This is a genomic window from Amycolatopsis sp. NBRC 101858 (assembly GCF_030269325.1).
Classification (GTDB): domain Bacteria; phylum Actinomycetota; class Actinomycetes; order Mycobacteriales; family Pseudonocardiaceae; genus Amycolatopsis; species Amycolatopsis ponsaeliensis.
The window spans coordinates 755,523-769,175 of record NZ_BSTD01000007.1; the positions used below are offsets into that span (position 1 = coordinate 755,523).

12 protein-coding genes are annotated in these 13,653 nt (G+C 69.6%); 7 read left to right on the forward strand and 5 right to left on the reverse strand.

What is annotated here, in order from left to right:
• Positions 1 to 34: 34 nt before the first annotated feature.
• The gene (dgoD, locus tag QSK39_RS46800) at positions 35 to 1,183 is read right to left on the reverse strand and encodes a galactonate dehydratase (protein WP_285484290.1); all 1,149 of its coding nucleotides are present in this window, start codon (positions 1,181 to 1,183) and stop codon (positions 35 to 37) included.
• A 38-nt stretch (positions 1,184 to 1,221) separates the two neighbouring features.
• Here dgoD and QSK39_RS46805 point away from each other — a divergent pair, with 38 nt between their 5' ends.
• The 3 genes from QSK39_RS46805 to QSK39_RS46815 are packed head-to-tail and all read left to right on the forward strand — an operon-like array spanning position 1,222 to position 3,757.
• Complete coding sequence (locus QSK39_RS46805; protein WP_285484291.1) at positions 1,222 to 1,950, forward strand: FadR/GntR family transcriptional regulator; 729 nt, start codon at positions 1,222 to 1,224, stop codon at positions 1,948 to 1,950.
• A gap of 1 nt (position 1,951) precedes the next feature.
• Entirely contained in the window at positions 1,952 to 2,704 is a 753-nt protein-coding gene (locus tag QSK39_RS46810) for an SDR family oxidoreductase (RefSeq protein WP_285484292.1), read from the forward strand.
• Entirely contained in the window at positions 2,705 to 3,757 is a 1,053-nt protein-coding gene (locus tag QSK39_RS46815; protein WP_285484293.1) for an alcohol dehydrogenase catalytic domain-containing protein, read from the forward strand.
• Positions 3,758 to 3,891: 134 nt separating this feature from the next.
• Here the strand turns inward: QSK39_RS46815 and QSK39_RS46820 are convergent, their stop codons facing one another.
• Positions 3,892 to 4,017, reverse strand: coding sequence for a hypothetical protein (locus QSK39_RS46820; RefSeq protein WP_285484294.1), 126 nt, complete (start codon positions 4,015 to 4,017; stop codon positions 3,892 to 3,894).
• A gap of 265 nt (positions 4,018 to 4,282) precedes the next feature.
• Here QSK39_RS46820 and QSK39_RS46825 point away from each other — a divergent pair, with 265 nt between their 5' ends.
• A complete protein-coding gene (locus tag QSK39_RS46825; RefSeq protein WP_285484295.1) occupies positions 4,283 to 5,881 on the forward strand; it encodes a beta-1,3-glucanase family protein in 1,599 nt (532 codons plus the stop codon).
• Between the two features lie 233 nt (positions 5,882 to 6,114).
• On the opposite strand, the gene QSK39_RS46830 is transcribed toward QSK39_RS46825, so the two are convergent.
• The 3 genes from QSK39_RS46830 to QSK39_RS46840 all read right to left on the reverse strand — a co-directional run bounded on the left by QSK39_RS46830 (position 6,115) and on the right by QSK39_RS46840 (position 10,942).
• Positions 6,115 to 8,253 (reverse strand): hypothetical protein, encoded by a 2,139-nt coding sequence (locus QSK39_RS46830; protein ID WP_285484296.1) that lies wholly within the window; start codon positions 8,251 to 8,253, stop codon positions 6,115 to 6,117.
• Positions 8,254 to 8,269: 16 nt separating this feature from the next.
• Positions 8,270 to 9,982 (reverse strand): hypothetical protein, encoded by a 1,713-nt coding sequence (locus QSK39_RS46835; protein WP_285484297.1) that lies wholly within the window; start codon positions 9,980 to 9,982, stop codon positions 8,270 to 8,272.
• A 393-nt stretch (positions 9,983 to 10,375) separates the two neighbouring features.
• Positions 10,376 to 10,942, reverse strand: coding sequence for a CGNR zinc finger domain-containing protein (locus QSK39_RS46840; RefSeq protein ID WP_285484298.1), 567 nt, complete (start codon positions 10,940 to 10,942; stop codon positions 10,376 to 10,378).
• Between the two features lie 76 nt (positions 10,943 to 11,018).
• Here QSK39_RS46840 and QSK39_RS46845 point away from each other — a divergent pair, with 76 nt between their 5' ends.
• The 3 genes from QSK39_RS46845 to QSK39_RS46855 all read left to right on the forward strand — a co-directional run bounded on the left by QSK39_RS46845 (position 11,019) and on the right by QSK39_RS46855 (position 13,640).
• Positions 11,019 to 11,441, forward strand: coding sequence for a hypothetical protein (locus QSK39_RS46845; RefSeq protein WP_285484299.1), 423 nt, complete (start codon positions 11,019 to 11,021; stop codon positions 11,439 to 11,441).
• Between the two features lie 249 nt (positions 11,442 to 11,690).
• A complete protein-coding gene (locus QSK39_RS46850) occupies positions 11,691 to 12,164 on the forward strand; it encodes a MarR family winged helix-turn-helix transcriptional regulator (RefSeq protein ID WP_285484300.1) in 474 nt (157 codons plus the stop codon).
• An 87-nt stretch (positions 12,165 to 12,251) separates the two neighbouring features.
• Positions 12,252 to 13,640, forward strand: a complete 1,389-nt coding sequence (locus QSK39_RS46855) for an MFS transporter (RefSeq protein ID WP_285484301.1) — start codon at positions 12,252 to 12,254, stop codon at positions 13,638 to 13,640.
• Positions 13,641 to 13,653 lie beyond the last annotated feature (13 nt).

The following is a 13,653-nucleotide window of genomic DNA, read 5'->3' on the forward strand; positions in this document are numbered from 1 at the left end:
GGCGAATCAGTGCCTTTGTTGCGCCCTCTGCACATCACCATTCCGCGAACGACCCGTCCGAGTGGGTCCACACCGGCGTGCGCCAGTGCGTTCCGTCCTCGTGGGCCTTCCGGACGGCGGCCTCGTCGATCTCCACGCCGAGGCCGGGACCGGGCGGACGTTCGACGTACCCCTCGGTGAAGGTGAAGACCTCTCGGTTGACGACGTAGTCGAGCAACTCGGCGGTGCGGTTGTAGTGGATGCCCAGCGACTGTTCCTGGATGAGGAAGTTGGGGGTGGCGAAGTCGACCTGCAGGCACGCGGCCAGGGCGAGTGGCCCGAGTGGGCAGTGCGGGGCGAGGACCGCGCCGAACGTCTCGGCGAGGACGGCGATCCGGCGCACCTCGGAGATCCCGCCGGCGTGGGCGAGGTCGGGCTGCACCACCCGGACGCCGGCCTCCAGCACGGGAAGAAAGTCACCGCGGGAGAAGAGCCGTTCGCCGGTGGCGATCGGGCGGCTGGTGCTCTCGACGAGCCGCCGCAGGTTCGTGTGGTTGTGTTCCGGGACCACGGGTTCCTCGATGAACAACGGGTCGAACGGTTCCAGCGCCTCGATCAGGCGTGGCGCGGCGGCCGCGCTGACCCGGCCGTGGAAGTCGACGGCGAAGTCGCGGTCCGGGCCGAGCGCCTCCCGCACCTGCCGGGCCCGGTCGGCTGCTTCCGCGACGTCGCGCGCGCTCGGGATCGGCGGGAACTGCGCGGTGGCGTTCATCTTCACCGCCGTCATCCCGGCCTCGCGCTGCGCGGTGGCCGCGGCGGCGACGTCGCGGGGCGAGTCGCCGCCGATCCAGCCGTACACGCGGACGCGGTCGCGCACCGGACCGCCGAGCAGCTCGTACACCGGCACGCCCAGCCGCCGCCCGGCGATGTCCCACAGCGCCTGGTCGAGCGCGGCGACCGCCGACGAGCGTTCCGGGCCGCCGCGGTAGAACCCGCCCTTGGTGAGCCGTTGCCAGAGATCTTCGATGCGGCGGGGGTCCGCGCCGACGACCTGCTCGGCCAGGGCCGCGACCGCCGCCGCGGTGACGTCGGCCGAGCCTTCGAGCCCGCCCTCACCCCAGCCGTGGATCCCGGCGTCCGTCGAGACCTTGACGAACATCCACCGCGGCGCGACGAGGAAAGTCTCGACGTCGGTCACCCGCATACCCGCTCCTTCGCTAGAGTATGATTTATCATACTCAAATGGGAGGCGAAGTGAACCCGCTGAGCGGACCAGGCGGCCTGCACGCACGGGTGGTCGACGCGATCGGCAGCCGCATCGCCACGGGCGAGCTCGCCCCCGGCTCGGTGCTGTCCACGGAACGCATCGAGCAGGACCACGAGGTGTCGCGGTCGGTGGTGCGGGAGGTCCTGCGCACGCTCACCGGGCTGGGGATGGTCCAGCCGCGGCACCGCGTCGGCACCATCGTGCTGCCCGTCGCGGCGTGGAACCTGCTCGACCCGCGCGTGATCACCTGGCGCGCGGCCGGGCCCGACTCCCGGCGTCAGCTGGGCGAACTGCTCACCCTGCGCGAGGCCCTCGAACCGATGGCCGCCCGCAGCGCCGCGGCCGGCCGGGACGCCGAGACCACGCGGACCCTGCGCGAAGCGCTGGCCGGGATGACGGCCGCGTTCGAAGACGGCAAACCGCACGACTTCGCCACCGCGGACACCGCGTTCCACGAAGCCCTGCTGCGCGGCGCGCGCAACGACGTGCTGAGCCAGCTCGTGCAGACCGTGCTGGCCACCCTGCGCGCCCGGTACGCGGGCCACCGCTCGTTCAACGACGAGACGGCCGCCTCGCTCGACCGGCACCGCGAGCTCGTCGACGCGGTGGCCGCCGGCGACGAGGCCGCGGCCGAAGCGGCGTCCCGCGCGCTCGTGCGTGAAGCCCGGGCCGAGGTTCTCGGCAACTCCGACGAGGGGAACTGACGTGACGTCCTTCGACCTGACCGGGAAGCTCGCGCTGGTGACCGGCTCGCGCCGCGGCATCGGCCGGGCGATCGCCGAGGCCTACCTCGCGGCGGGCGCGCGGGTGGTGCTCAACAGCCCCGACGCCTCACAGGTGGAAGCCGCCGCGGCCGAACTGGGTGAAGGTGTCCTCACGTGCGCCTTCGACGTCTCGGACAGCAACGCGGCGGAAGCGGCCCTCGAGCGGCTCGTCGCCGAGCACGGCTGCCCGGACATCCTGGTGAACAACGCGGGGATCCAGGTCCGCGGCCCGCTCACCGACCTGCCGGTCGAGGACTGGCGCCGGGTCGTCGACGTCGACCTCACGAGCGCGTTCGTCGTCGGCCGCACGCTGGCGCGCGGGATGATCGCGCGCGGCAGCGGGAAGATCGTCAACATCTGCTCGGTGCAGACCCACCTGGTCCGGCCGACGACCGCGCCGTACGCCGCGGCCAAGACCGGCCTCGCCGGGCTGACCCGGTCCATGTGCGCGGAGTGGGCGGGCCACGGGATCCAGGTCAACGGCCTGGCACCGGGCTACCTCGACACCGAGCTCAACGCCTCCCTGGTGGCGGACCCGGAGTTCTCGGCGTGGATCACGCGGCGCACCCCCGCCGGGCGGTGGGGCCGGCCCGAGGACGTCACCGGTCCGGCGGTGTGGCTGGCGTCGGCCGCGTCGGACTTCGTGAACGGCCAGGTCATTTACGTCGACGGCGGCCTGACGGCGGTGATCTGAGTGACCGTGCTCCCGATGGGCCGGGCCGTGACGGTGCTCGGCGCCGGACGCCTTGCCGTGCAGGACTTCCCGGACGTCTCCCCCGGCCCGGGTGACGCGGTGGTCGACGTCGCGTACGGCGGTGTCTGCGGCTCGGACGTCCACTACTGGCAGCGCGGCGAAGTCGGCGAGTCCGTGCTCGCCGACCCGATGGTGCTGGGCCACGAGGTCGTCGGCACGGTCCGCTCGGCGGCCGCCGACGGCTCGGGGCCACCGGCCGGGACGCCCGTCGCCGTCCACCCGGCACAGACCTGCGGCACGTGCGACCGCTGCCGCGAAGGCCGGGACAACCTGTGCCCGCACCTGCGCTACCTGGGCAGCGCGGCCCGCCGCCCGCACACCCACGGCGGTTTCGCGGACCGCCTGCTGGTCCCCGGCCACCGGCTCGTCCCGGTACCCGCAGGACTCTCGTTGCGCACCGCGGCGTTGGCCGAACCGGCGTCCGTCGCCCGGCACGCGCTGACGCGCATGGCCGCACTGGCCGGCGGGGTGCGCGGCCGCCACGTGCTGGTGACCGGCGCGGGCCCGATCGGCCTGCTGGTCGTCGCGCTGGCGCACCTCGAGGGCGCGGCCGAGGTGACCGTCATCGACCTGCACCCCCAGCCCCTGGAGGTGGCCCGGCAGGTCGGCGCCACCCGGACGGTGCCCGCCGACGAACCCCTGCCTCGGGTGGGCGTCGCGTTCGAGTCGTCCGGAGCCCCCGCGGCGGTGGCGACGGCACTGGCCGCCCTGCACCCCGGCGGGACCCTGGTCCAGGTGGGCCAGCTGCCCGGCACCGGCGTCGCCGGACCGTGGCACCTCACGGTCCCCCGCGAGCTGACGTTCGCCGGCTCCAGCCGGTTCGCGGGCGGGATGGCGGAAACCCTGGCCGCACTCGCGGCGCACCCGGCCTCGTTCGCCCCGATCGTCTCCGCGGAGTACACAGTGGACAAAGCGGAGCAGGCGCTGGCCGTCGCCGCCCGGCCGGAGCGGTCGAGCAAGGTCCTGCTGCGGTTCGGGGCCCCCTCGGTCTGACCTCTGAGGACGGCCGGCCCAGGGCGTTCGTCAGGAGTCGCAGCCCGCCGCTAGAGGCCGCTCCCGGGCAACAGCCCGCTGCCCACGACGAGCCACAGCGCGCCGGAAGCTCCCGCAGGCTGCTAGGTCGCATCCTAGGTCAGGAACCGGTTGCCGAAGGACGAGGTCAAGCGGTCGCCGGTCCTCAGCACCAGCGCGACCGACGCGAAGGCCGCGATCACGCTGCCCGCGAGCACGGGCAGCACTCCACGCCGCATCATCACCCCTCGTCTCCGGCCGACCGGAGCAGATTCCCCCGACGCAGTCCGAGAAGCAAGCACCGGCTGCCGGTTCGGCGGAGCAGCCGCGGTGGTACGCCGTCGGAGGTGGTTCGTGCCCGGATCCGCCGTCCGGAAGCTACCGAACGTGACAGCGTCCCTACAGCCGTCCGGGCAGCGGTGGTGCACCGACGGACCCCATCTCCGGCCGGGCCATGGACGCGCGGGAGATCCGTACCTACGTTGCCATCCACAGAAAGGAGTTCCTTTGCAAACTCGAAGAAAACTGTCCGCGGTCATCACCGCGCTGGCGGTGGCGGCGGCGACGACGCTGGGGGGCGGCGCCACCCCGGCCGCGGCCTCCGGCCCCGCGCTCCTCCCACTGTCCATCACGAACAACACCGGTCGCGCGGACGCGGTTCACCTCTACGTCCTCGGTGTCGACCTGACCAGCGGCAAGCTGGGGTACGTCAACGCCGGCGGCACCTTCACCGCCTGGGGCCCCGGCGGCACTCCCCCGGTTCCGGCACCCGACGTCTCCATCGCCGGCCCGGGCAACGGCGGCACCACGACCATCCAGGTGCCCCGCGGCGTCTCCGGACGCGTTTACTTCTCCCTCGGCGAGCGCCTGAAGTTCTTCCTCGCTCCAGGTGGTCTGGTCCAGCCCGCGCCCTGGGCGGGTGGCGACGCCAACCGCGACATCCTGTTCGACTGGAGCGAGTTCACCTACAACGACGCCGGTCTCTGGCTGAACAGCTCCCAAGTGGACATGTTCGCCGTGCCCCACACCGTGGGCGTCACCACCGGATCCGGCGCCGTGAAGTCGACCGGCACGCTGGTCCCCGGCGGCCGCGACAACGTCATCAACGGCATCAAGGCCCAGCCCGGCTGGGCGGGCTCCGTCCAGACCCGCTCGGACGGCACGGTGCTGCGCGTCCTGGCCCCGGGGAAGGCGGCCGACGCCGGGCAGCTCGGCGGCAGCTACCTCGACCCGTACATCTCCTCGGCGTGGAACGCCTACACCGGCAAGACACTGACCGTCGTCCCGTTCGCCGACCAGCCGAACACCAAGTACTTCGGCCGCACCTCGGGCAGCGTCATGAACATCACCGACGGCTCCGGCCGGCAGGTGGCATCGTTCGCCAAGCCCAGCTCGGCGAACGTCTGGGGCTGCGACGGTGCTCTCGGCGCCCCCAACGACCAGGTCGTCGGCCCGATCGCCCGCACGCTGTGCGCCGCGCTCAACCGCGGCACGCTGGGCACGATCGACACGCAGCCGGGCGGCGCCGGCGCCGACTTCTACCGGAGCAACCCGACCAACCAGTACGCGAAGCTGGTGCACGGGAACATGGCCGACGGCAAGGCCTACGCGTTCGCGTTCGACGACGTCGGCAACTTCGAGTCCCTGGTGAACGACGGCAGCCCCCGGGCCGCGAGCATCACCCTGAACAGCTTCACCGGTGGCGGCGGTGGCGTCCCCACCTCCGGCACGAGGCTCATCAGCGACTGGAACGGCAAATGCATCGACGTGCCGAAGCGCAACTTCGCGGACGGCGTCCAGCTGCAGACGTTCTTCTGCAACAGCACCGTCGCGCAGGACTGGACGTTCACCGGTGACACGCTGAGGGTCCCGAACAACATGTGCATGGACGTCGCCTGGGGTTCCCGCGACAGGGGCGCGGCGATCCAGATCGCCACGTGCAGCGGCAACCCGGCCCAGCAGTTCGTCCTGACCGCGGCCGGCGACCTGGTCAACCCGCAGTCCGGCAAGTGCGTCGACATCAAGGCCTGGAACGGCGACGACCGAGCACCCCTGATCCTGTGGGACTGCACCGGTGGCGCGAACCAGAAGTGGCACCGAGGCTGATTCGTTGCTGTGGCGCGGTGTGGTGCCGGGTAGGCCCGGGCACCACACCGCGCCCGAGCGCGGTAGGCCTTACCCGGCAACGGGTTCGAGCACGACGCCGGTGCAGACTCGGCGTTGGACAGGCTTGATACTCGGTGATGACCTGCCGGCCCACCCCAACCCGGTAGCCGCCCTCGGCGAACTGGTTCGGCTGGAACGAGCAGGTGGAGCCTGCACCAGGTCGAGCTTTGGGGTCAACAACCGTCCTCACGCCGGCTCGGCGCTTGCCCGGGCAGTCCCACGCCCGCCACGTAGTCGACTGTCGCCCGGCCGGCCGCGTAGTCGCCTGCGGAAGCATCGGCCAGGCCGAGGCCGATGGCTCCGGCCGGAGAGCTGACGATGACTCCGTTACTGCCTTGGCCGAAGTCGCCGGCCAAGCGCTCGTCGACGGAGTAGCCGGCGAACGCCTTCCGCAGCTGCGCGAGGGTGGACCCGACGCGAATCGCCCCAATTTGGGTGTGCAGCGCCTGGTCTCCGCCGAAGTTGCGGATAGCGAGGACACGCCCGGTCTTCGCCTCGACGCTGAAGCTGAGGTTTTCTCCGTCCTTCGCATACCGCACGCACGACGGACTGGTCTGGTCGTAGGCATTGCCGGTGTCGACGTATCCCTGCGTCTTGAGGTCCCGAGCGGTCAGGCTCAGGGACAGCGCGCCGATCCCGTCGAATCGAACGGCGTGCGGGTCGTTTCGTGTGGCCAGAGCACGGATCTTTCCGGCGATCACGCCTGCGGCCTTCTTGTCCGCCCACCTTCCCGGCACCGCTGCGGCGAGCTGGGTCAGGTAACCGGGGCCGCATTTGCTCAGCGGCCGGACGCCGGCTTCCGCGGCCGCGTCCCAGCCGGGAAACTGCCACAGTTCCTTCGATGTGTCCTGGAACTGGTCCTGCAACGCGACGTTCCGGTAGAGGGCGTCAGCGTCAGTGGTGGTGTTGCGGCAGGTCGGTGTCCATCCACCGAGCTGTTGGGGACGTCCATTCCCTCGGACACTGAGCGTCAACGGTCCTACGAGGGCGTTCTGCAACTGGTCGGTGACGTAGAAGGCAACCTCGGCGAAAGTCAGCGCCTTGATCGCCCCGGCGGCCTGGTACGCAAGCCGGTTGGCCTTGATCACCACCGCGTCACCAGTCGCACCGAGCTTCTTGATCGCGGCCAGTGACAGCTGCTCGAAGCGTTTGCCGAACTCGCTGTCGCCACGCCGGATCTCCTCGGCGCAACTGCCGATGGTGCCCAGGACCGTGCGCACGAACGCAGCCGGATCACCAAGATCCGGCTGGGTGAGCAACTGCTTGCCGCCGCACTCATAGACAGCCTGGACGAACGCGGTAAGCAGCGGGTTCTCGAAGCCGCCAACGTTGACCTGGTCCATCGCGAACCGAACCACATCGGTGAACACGGTGGCCCGGGTGACCTTCGCGGTAGCTCCGATGACCACTTGGCCGGGCTCTGCGGGACGGTCTATCCCGACAGCCACCTCGGTCAGCGGTGGCAGCAGGTAGGACGTCTTACTGTCGAACACGGCCCGCGCCGCGTCGTAAACGGCCGCCGCGACGCCATGGCCAGGTGGCCCCGGCCAGGTCCACGCCCAATTCTGGTTACCGGAGGACATGGTCAGCTGCTGTGTGAAGGGCCGGTTGTTGACAACACGGATGGTGACGAGGTCGTCGTGGTCGGGTTCGAAGCAAACCCGGATGGCCGCGGCCGGGGTTCCCTCGTCGGGATCGACCACGCCGCGGACCCACGACGTCAGCGCGGCTCCTCCGCACTTCGGGCCGTCCTTGCGGGCTCCGGTGATCTCACCGACTTTCTGCCCGACGTTCGCGACCCAGTCCCAGAAGGAGAATTCGGCCAGCTCGGCAGTCAGAACACCGCCCTCGATCCGGAACGGCTGGTCGAGCCGCGGCTCCCATGCGCGGGCCTGCTCACTCCAGTGGACCAGGACAAGCGAGGCGCGCTGGACGTCGGACATCGCCGGCAGTGTCCACCGCACGATCACCGGCTTCCGCAACGGCGCGTCGTGCTGGACGTTGACCGGCTGTCCGTAGAGCTCCGCAGGCTGCCGGTCGATCTGCGCGACCTGGGGGACGTGGATCTCCGTCCCTGCGGTGACCAAACCCGCAGGGACGGTCACCTGCGCCGCGCCGACCTGTACGGAAGCACCCTCGGCTCCGACCGCGGTGTTCTTCTCGAGAATCTTCGGAGCTGGATCGGGGACAGCGAAGGGCGACACCGCGGCCCCCTCGGACACCATCGGAGACGATGGAGCTTTCTCGCTCGTGCAGCCCGCCAGTACGGCGAACACGACAAGCAAGAACACCAGCCGGGGCCGAGTGTGCATGGTGGCTCCCTTCGCTTCAGCGGACGACGACGAACTTGCCCCCGCGCCACGACCAGACCGTGGTTGCCCGGACGGTCGGGCAGCAGTGGGGGTCGGTCGGCGCGTAGGTCAACTCGGTCATCGTCAGCTGACCGCCGGCGTAGCTGAGCTTGTCCACCGCGGGCGCATACGTCTGCGGTTGTGCCTTCTGCGGCAGCAGGATTCCGAGTGAACGCAAGCCACCTGTCCCGGTCCCGGCGAGGACGACGACTTCCGCGTAGCTCGCGTTGCCGCCTTCCGGCGTGCACCCGACGGTGATCAACGCGTTCTCGGCACCGTCACCGTCGACGTCGGCTCTGAGGCTGGGTGCCTGCGGCAGCAGCTCCACGATCCACGAGCCGGCGTCCTTGGTCGGCACGGTCGCGGTGCCTGCCCGGAGCACGACCGGCGCGACGCTGTCGCACACACCAGCCGGCAACGTCGCGTTCGTGAAGTCTTTCTGAGCGACGGCCGTACCAGCACCACGGCTTACAGTCACCGTCTCCTTGTCCCGACCCTGCAGCAAGTCCCGCAAGGACTCGAATTGACCACGGAAGAAGTTCACCACCGGCCCGGCCACCATCACCGCAGCCAGGATGACGCCTCGCCAGCCGAACGCCGTTCCGAGAGCGTCCGGGCTGAAGCAAGCGGCGATGATGGCGCCGGAGTCGGAGCTGTCCTGTTTCACAGCGTCGGTGCACCCTGACACCTGCAGGATTTTTCCCGTGTACTCGGCAATTTTGTCGTACTCTTTCACCTTGATCGCGGCGTTGCTGATCGCGCCGGACTCAGCACCGTATCGGGTGAGGATGTTGACCAGCGTCGTCACCCCGAATTCGATTTGGTACAAGGACTCGGCCAACCCGTCGAACTCCGTGGTGAGGTTGAGGCTTCGGCCCTTCTCGAGCTGGACACCCAACGCCGCTTGGTCGAACGGCAGAAGCACCGTGCGCCTGTCGTTGGAGTACTGCTGGGCCAGCCACAGAAGACTGATCCTCCCCTTCGGTTTTTCGGTGACCGCGAAACCGTTGTGGTTGACCATGACCGGATAGCGGCGTTTGTCGACCACCCGCGCGATCGGTTTACCCGCCTCAAGCCCCAGGCACCAGTACAGGGGGTCGCTCCCCTTGGAGGTGATCGAGTACCCCTGGCCGCGAACCTCGTTCTCCCCTGCGCACTTCGGCTTCTCGGCCTCCGCCAGAGCTTCTCCGGTCAACCCGTCGAAGTTCTTCTTCAACTCGGCTACGACCGCGTCGGCGAGGTCACCGAAACTGCGGAACAGCGGGCTCCACCAGGACAAGTGGTTCGTCGAAACGTAGGCGAAGCCACCCTCCACCTTGGTCGGCGCAACGAGTTCCCAGCCATCGGCCTTCCCCGTCCGGTTCACGGCGACGACCACATCTGCGGAGTCGACCTGCCGATTCAGCGCGAACCGCAGAGTCGCAGGCCGTGCCAGGTCGCCGTCGGGAGTAACGTGCACAACGCCACTCAACGGCTGGGTCTCGGTGAACGGCGGCTTCACGACAGTTTCGTCGAAGACGGCCTTCAGCGCTTCAGGCGCGTCATCGGAGACACCGACACCGCTGCCGATGTCGCGAAACGTACCGCTTGCGACATCGGACGGCGCACTGCCCAGAGGCGTCCCGCTGCTGAACCACCGAACAACCGCACCGCCCGCCACCAGCGCGACGACCAGCACGGTGATCAGCACCGTGCGATTCCGGCGTCTGCTCGCTGTGGATCCTGACGGCGTCACAGGCCCTCCTATTCCTGAAGGCGACGGCGGTCAGACGTGCACCTCGACACGAAAGTCTCTTCGCGAGCGGCGACCGTTACGGCTCGCTCGCGTTGTGCAGCATCCGAAATCAGCCGGTGCGTGAAACTCGGTCACGATCCGAGTAACAAATCGACGCCATGGACTTGCACGGACAGCCGGCAATGCGGGTACCGCAGCAGCTGAGCGAATGCGCCCCGCAGCTCTTCAAGGCTGCGGCGCCGAGCACCCAGTAGAGCGAGATATTCCTCGACCGACCAGGTGATCAGCGCGCCGGCGTGGGTGCGGTAGATCCCGAACGGTCACCGTGCTTGATGCTTCCGCAGAAGCTCACTTTCGTGCGCGGGAGGCGTGCAGGTTGGCCAGGTTGCCGCAGGTCTTGGTGTCGTGCCAGACGCGGCTGCGGTTGGGTGAGGCGTCGTAGAAGCACACCCCGCAGGCCGGGGCGGCGCACGTCTTGAGCCGCGGCCAGGTCCCGGTGGTCTGCGCGAGCAGCACCTCGGCGAGGACCAGCGCGACCAGCCCACCCTCGTACCGTGCCCGGCCGCCGGGGTCGAGGGCCAGCCGGACCTCCGCCGAATACCCAGGACCGGGCTCGTGTGCCGGTGGGGCGTCGATGTTCGGGGCGCTCGCGCGCAGCCGGACGCGCAGGTCTTCGCGCAACGTCCGCAGCGAAGGCAGCCCGCCCGGGGTGATTCCCGTTTCGGGCCGTGGAGCTCCGGTGTTCTCCGCCCACAGCCCGAGTACGGCCACGGCCCATCCGGTGGCGGTGGCGGGGTCGGCGAGCTGGTCGCGTCCGGGGTCGTCGCGATGGCCGGCCAATGTCGTGTTCACCAGTTCCTGCACGAGCCGCAGCCCACCCGGCGCGACGCTGGTGCGGAACTGACCGATCTTCACTCCGGGATCCACACGGTTGACAGAACCACCGCACGAGTGCTTCTGTCAAGGGACACCCTTCCGGAAGGAGCTCCCCATGCCCGACGATCCCTGGTTCCTGCGCGATCTCGCCCCGGACGTGCTGCTGGCCGGTTCGATCATGAACGGCAGCCTGCGCGGCGCGGACGCCGTCGCCGAGCAGATCCGCACGGTCATCGGCTTCTACCGCGACTACACCCCGCGCTATCGCCTCGAGGTGGGCGATCGCACCGTGCAGGAGTACACCGCGACCGTCGACGGCCGGCCGATCACGGGCGTGGGCACGTTTCACGTCAACGAAGCCGGGCAGGTCGACGAAATCGTCGTCAACCACCGGCCGTTGTCGGCCCTGCTGACGCTCTCCCGCCTGTTGGGCGAGAGTGCGATCGGCGAGCGCGCCCGAGACGAGTTCTTCCACGCCGACGGCCAGACCCACCAGGACCTCCTCGACCACGCGGACAAAGCCGGCCGGGAACTCTGACACGAAGGTTCCCGTCGCCACGCCGATCGTCAGCTGGTGGATCTCGCTCGTGCCCTCGTAGGGCAGGACCGGCTCGAGGTCGTCGGCGTACCGCAGGACCGGGGACTCCAGGGTGATGCCCGAGCCACCCAGGACGGTCCGGGGCAATCTCGATCGCCTCGCGAACTTCAACCTCTTCCCAGCGAGCACCCCGCAGGGTTACAGTCAGCCTCGACGTTATTTCGGGTACCGGAACGTACGGGGACCAAAGTGATCAACCGAGACACCGAAACCTTCGCCGAGCTGGGGCCGGAGGCATCCCTGGGCGAGGTCCTGCTCGCCCTCGGCGGGCGGCTGACCCGGCTCCAGACGGAACTGCTGGCGGGTCTCGACCAACCGCTCACCATCCGGCAGTACCGGATCCTGTCCAGGGTCGGGAGCGGCCACACGTCGCTCACCGCGCTGTGCAAGCTGGCGCACCGCAACCCGTCGACGATGTCCGAAAGCGTCGACAAGCTGGTCAACCAAGGCTTCCTGTCCCGTCGCCCGTCGGCCACGAGCCGGCGCACCATGCAGCTCGAACTCACCACCAAGGGGCTGAACGCCCGCGACACAGCGCGGCGCGCACTCGACAAGTTCACCGGCGAGCTCACCTCGAGCCTCACGCCCGATGTGCGCGAGCAGCTCCTGCCCGCGCTCTTCCAGCTCTACACCGACGCCCAGGGAAACCTGGACGACCGGTAACGCAAGAAGACCCAAGGGGGGTCCGCCGGCGCACGTCGCCGGCCGCAAGGCACAGGGTTGCACAAGCCACAAGGAGGTGGCCCCGTCATGCCCCCGTCCCCCACCACCACATCCCGGACTCTCCTCGGCCGGCTCGACGAGTCGGAGTTCACCGCACGGCACCTGAGGATCTACGTCACCGTCCTCTTGGGACACTTCCTGTGCGGGTTCGTGATCAACCTGACCGGGGTGATCCTGCCGGGTGTCATCAAGACGTTCCACCTCACCAGCGAGTCGGCCGGGGTGTTCTCCTCGGCCTTGTTCGCCGGGATGCTCGTGGGCGCGGCCATCGCCGGCACCGTGTCCGATCGCTTCGGCCGGCGGGTGCCGCTGGCCATCACCCTGATGGTCTACGCGTTGTTCTCGCTGGCCGCGGTGTTCGCGCCGACGTTCGGCGCACTGGTCACGTTCCGCGCTTTGCAGGGCGTCGGCCTGGGCGCCGAAATCGCCGTGGTGCTGCCCTACATCGCCGAGTTCGTGCCCTCGCGTCACCGCGGTCCGCTCGTCACCGCCGCCACGGCAGCGTGGCTGATCGGGCTGCCGACCGCGGCCGCGGTCGGCACCGCGGTGGTGCCGGCGTTCGGCTGGCGCGCGATGTTCGTGATCGCCACCGTGCCGGTGCTCGTCGGCGTCTTCATGCTGGCGACGCTGCCGGAATCGGTCCGCTACCTGCTGCGCCGCGGCCGGCTCGAGGATGCCGCGGCGATCGTCGGGAGCTTGTGCCGAGGCTACGGAACTCCCGGGGCCACGACGCAGCACGAGGCACCCGAGTCCCCCGGCACCGTGCGCACCCTCGTCGCCCGGCACTACCTGCGCTACACCATCGCCATCTGGTTCATGGAGGTCTGCGCCGGCGCATTCCTCTACGGGCTCTCGAGCTGGCTGCCCTCGGTCCTCGAAGGCCAGGGCGTGAGCCTGCTCAAGAGCTTCGGCTACACGGCGATCATCACCGCGGCCGGGGTGGTCGGCGCGCTCCTGGCCGGGCAGCTGATCAACCGGATCGGCCGCCGTGCGGTACTCGGCTGGGCGTTCGTCCTCAGTGGAGTGTTCTGCCTGGTCTGGGGCACGACGTCCGCGACCGGCGCGGTGATTTTGCTCGGCTGCCTGGCGACCTTCTTCGGCAGCGGCTTGGCCGGCAGCACGCTCTTCGCCTACGCAAGCGAGCTCTACCCGACCGCGAGCCGCGCGACCGGGCTCGGCTGGGCGGCGGCGTGGCAGAAGGTCGGCGGCCTCATCATGCCGGTGCTCGTCGGCTTCATCCTGGCCATGCACGCCACGCAGTTCCTGTTCTTCCTGGTCTTCGGGATCATCTCGATCCTCGCCGGGCTCGCCGCGTTCACGGCGACCTTCGAGACCCGCGGCCGGACCGTCGAACAGATCACCCAGGAGATCACCGGCCGGGCGGCGGAGCCGACGCCGACCATGGCGCGGTCCTGACCGCTGGAGGAAC

Bases quoted from the DNA above. Each gene is read 5' to 3' on its own strand.
- dgoD (WP_285484290.1), bottom strand. From the start codon at position 1,183: ATGCGGGTGACCGACGTCGAGACTTTCCTCGTCGCGCCGCGGTGGATG.
- QSK39_RS46830 (WP_285484296.1), bottom strand. From the start codon at position 8,253: ATGCACACTCGGCCCCGGCTGGTGTTCTTGCTTGTCGTGTTCGCCGTA.
- QSK39_RS46845 (WP_285484299.1), top strand. From the start codon at position 11,019: ATGCCCGACGATCCCTGGTTCCTGCGCGATCTCGCCCCGGACGTGCTG.
- QSK39_RS46805 (WP_285484291.1), top strand. From the start codon at position 1,222: ATGGGAGGCGAAGTGAACCCGCTGAGCGGACCAGGCGGCCTGCACGCA.
- QSK39_RS46820 (WP_285484294.1), bottom strand. From the start codon at position 4,017: ATGATGCGGCGTGGAGTGCTGCCCGTGCTCGCGGGCAGCGTGATCGCG.
- QSK39_RS46855 (WP_285484301.1), top strand. From the start codon at position 12,252: ATGCCCCCGTCCCCCACCACCACATCCCGGACTCTCCTCGGCCGGCTC.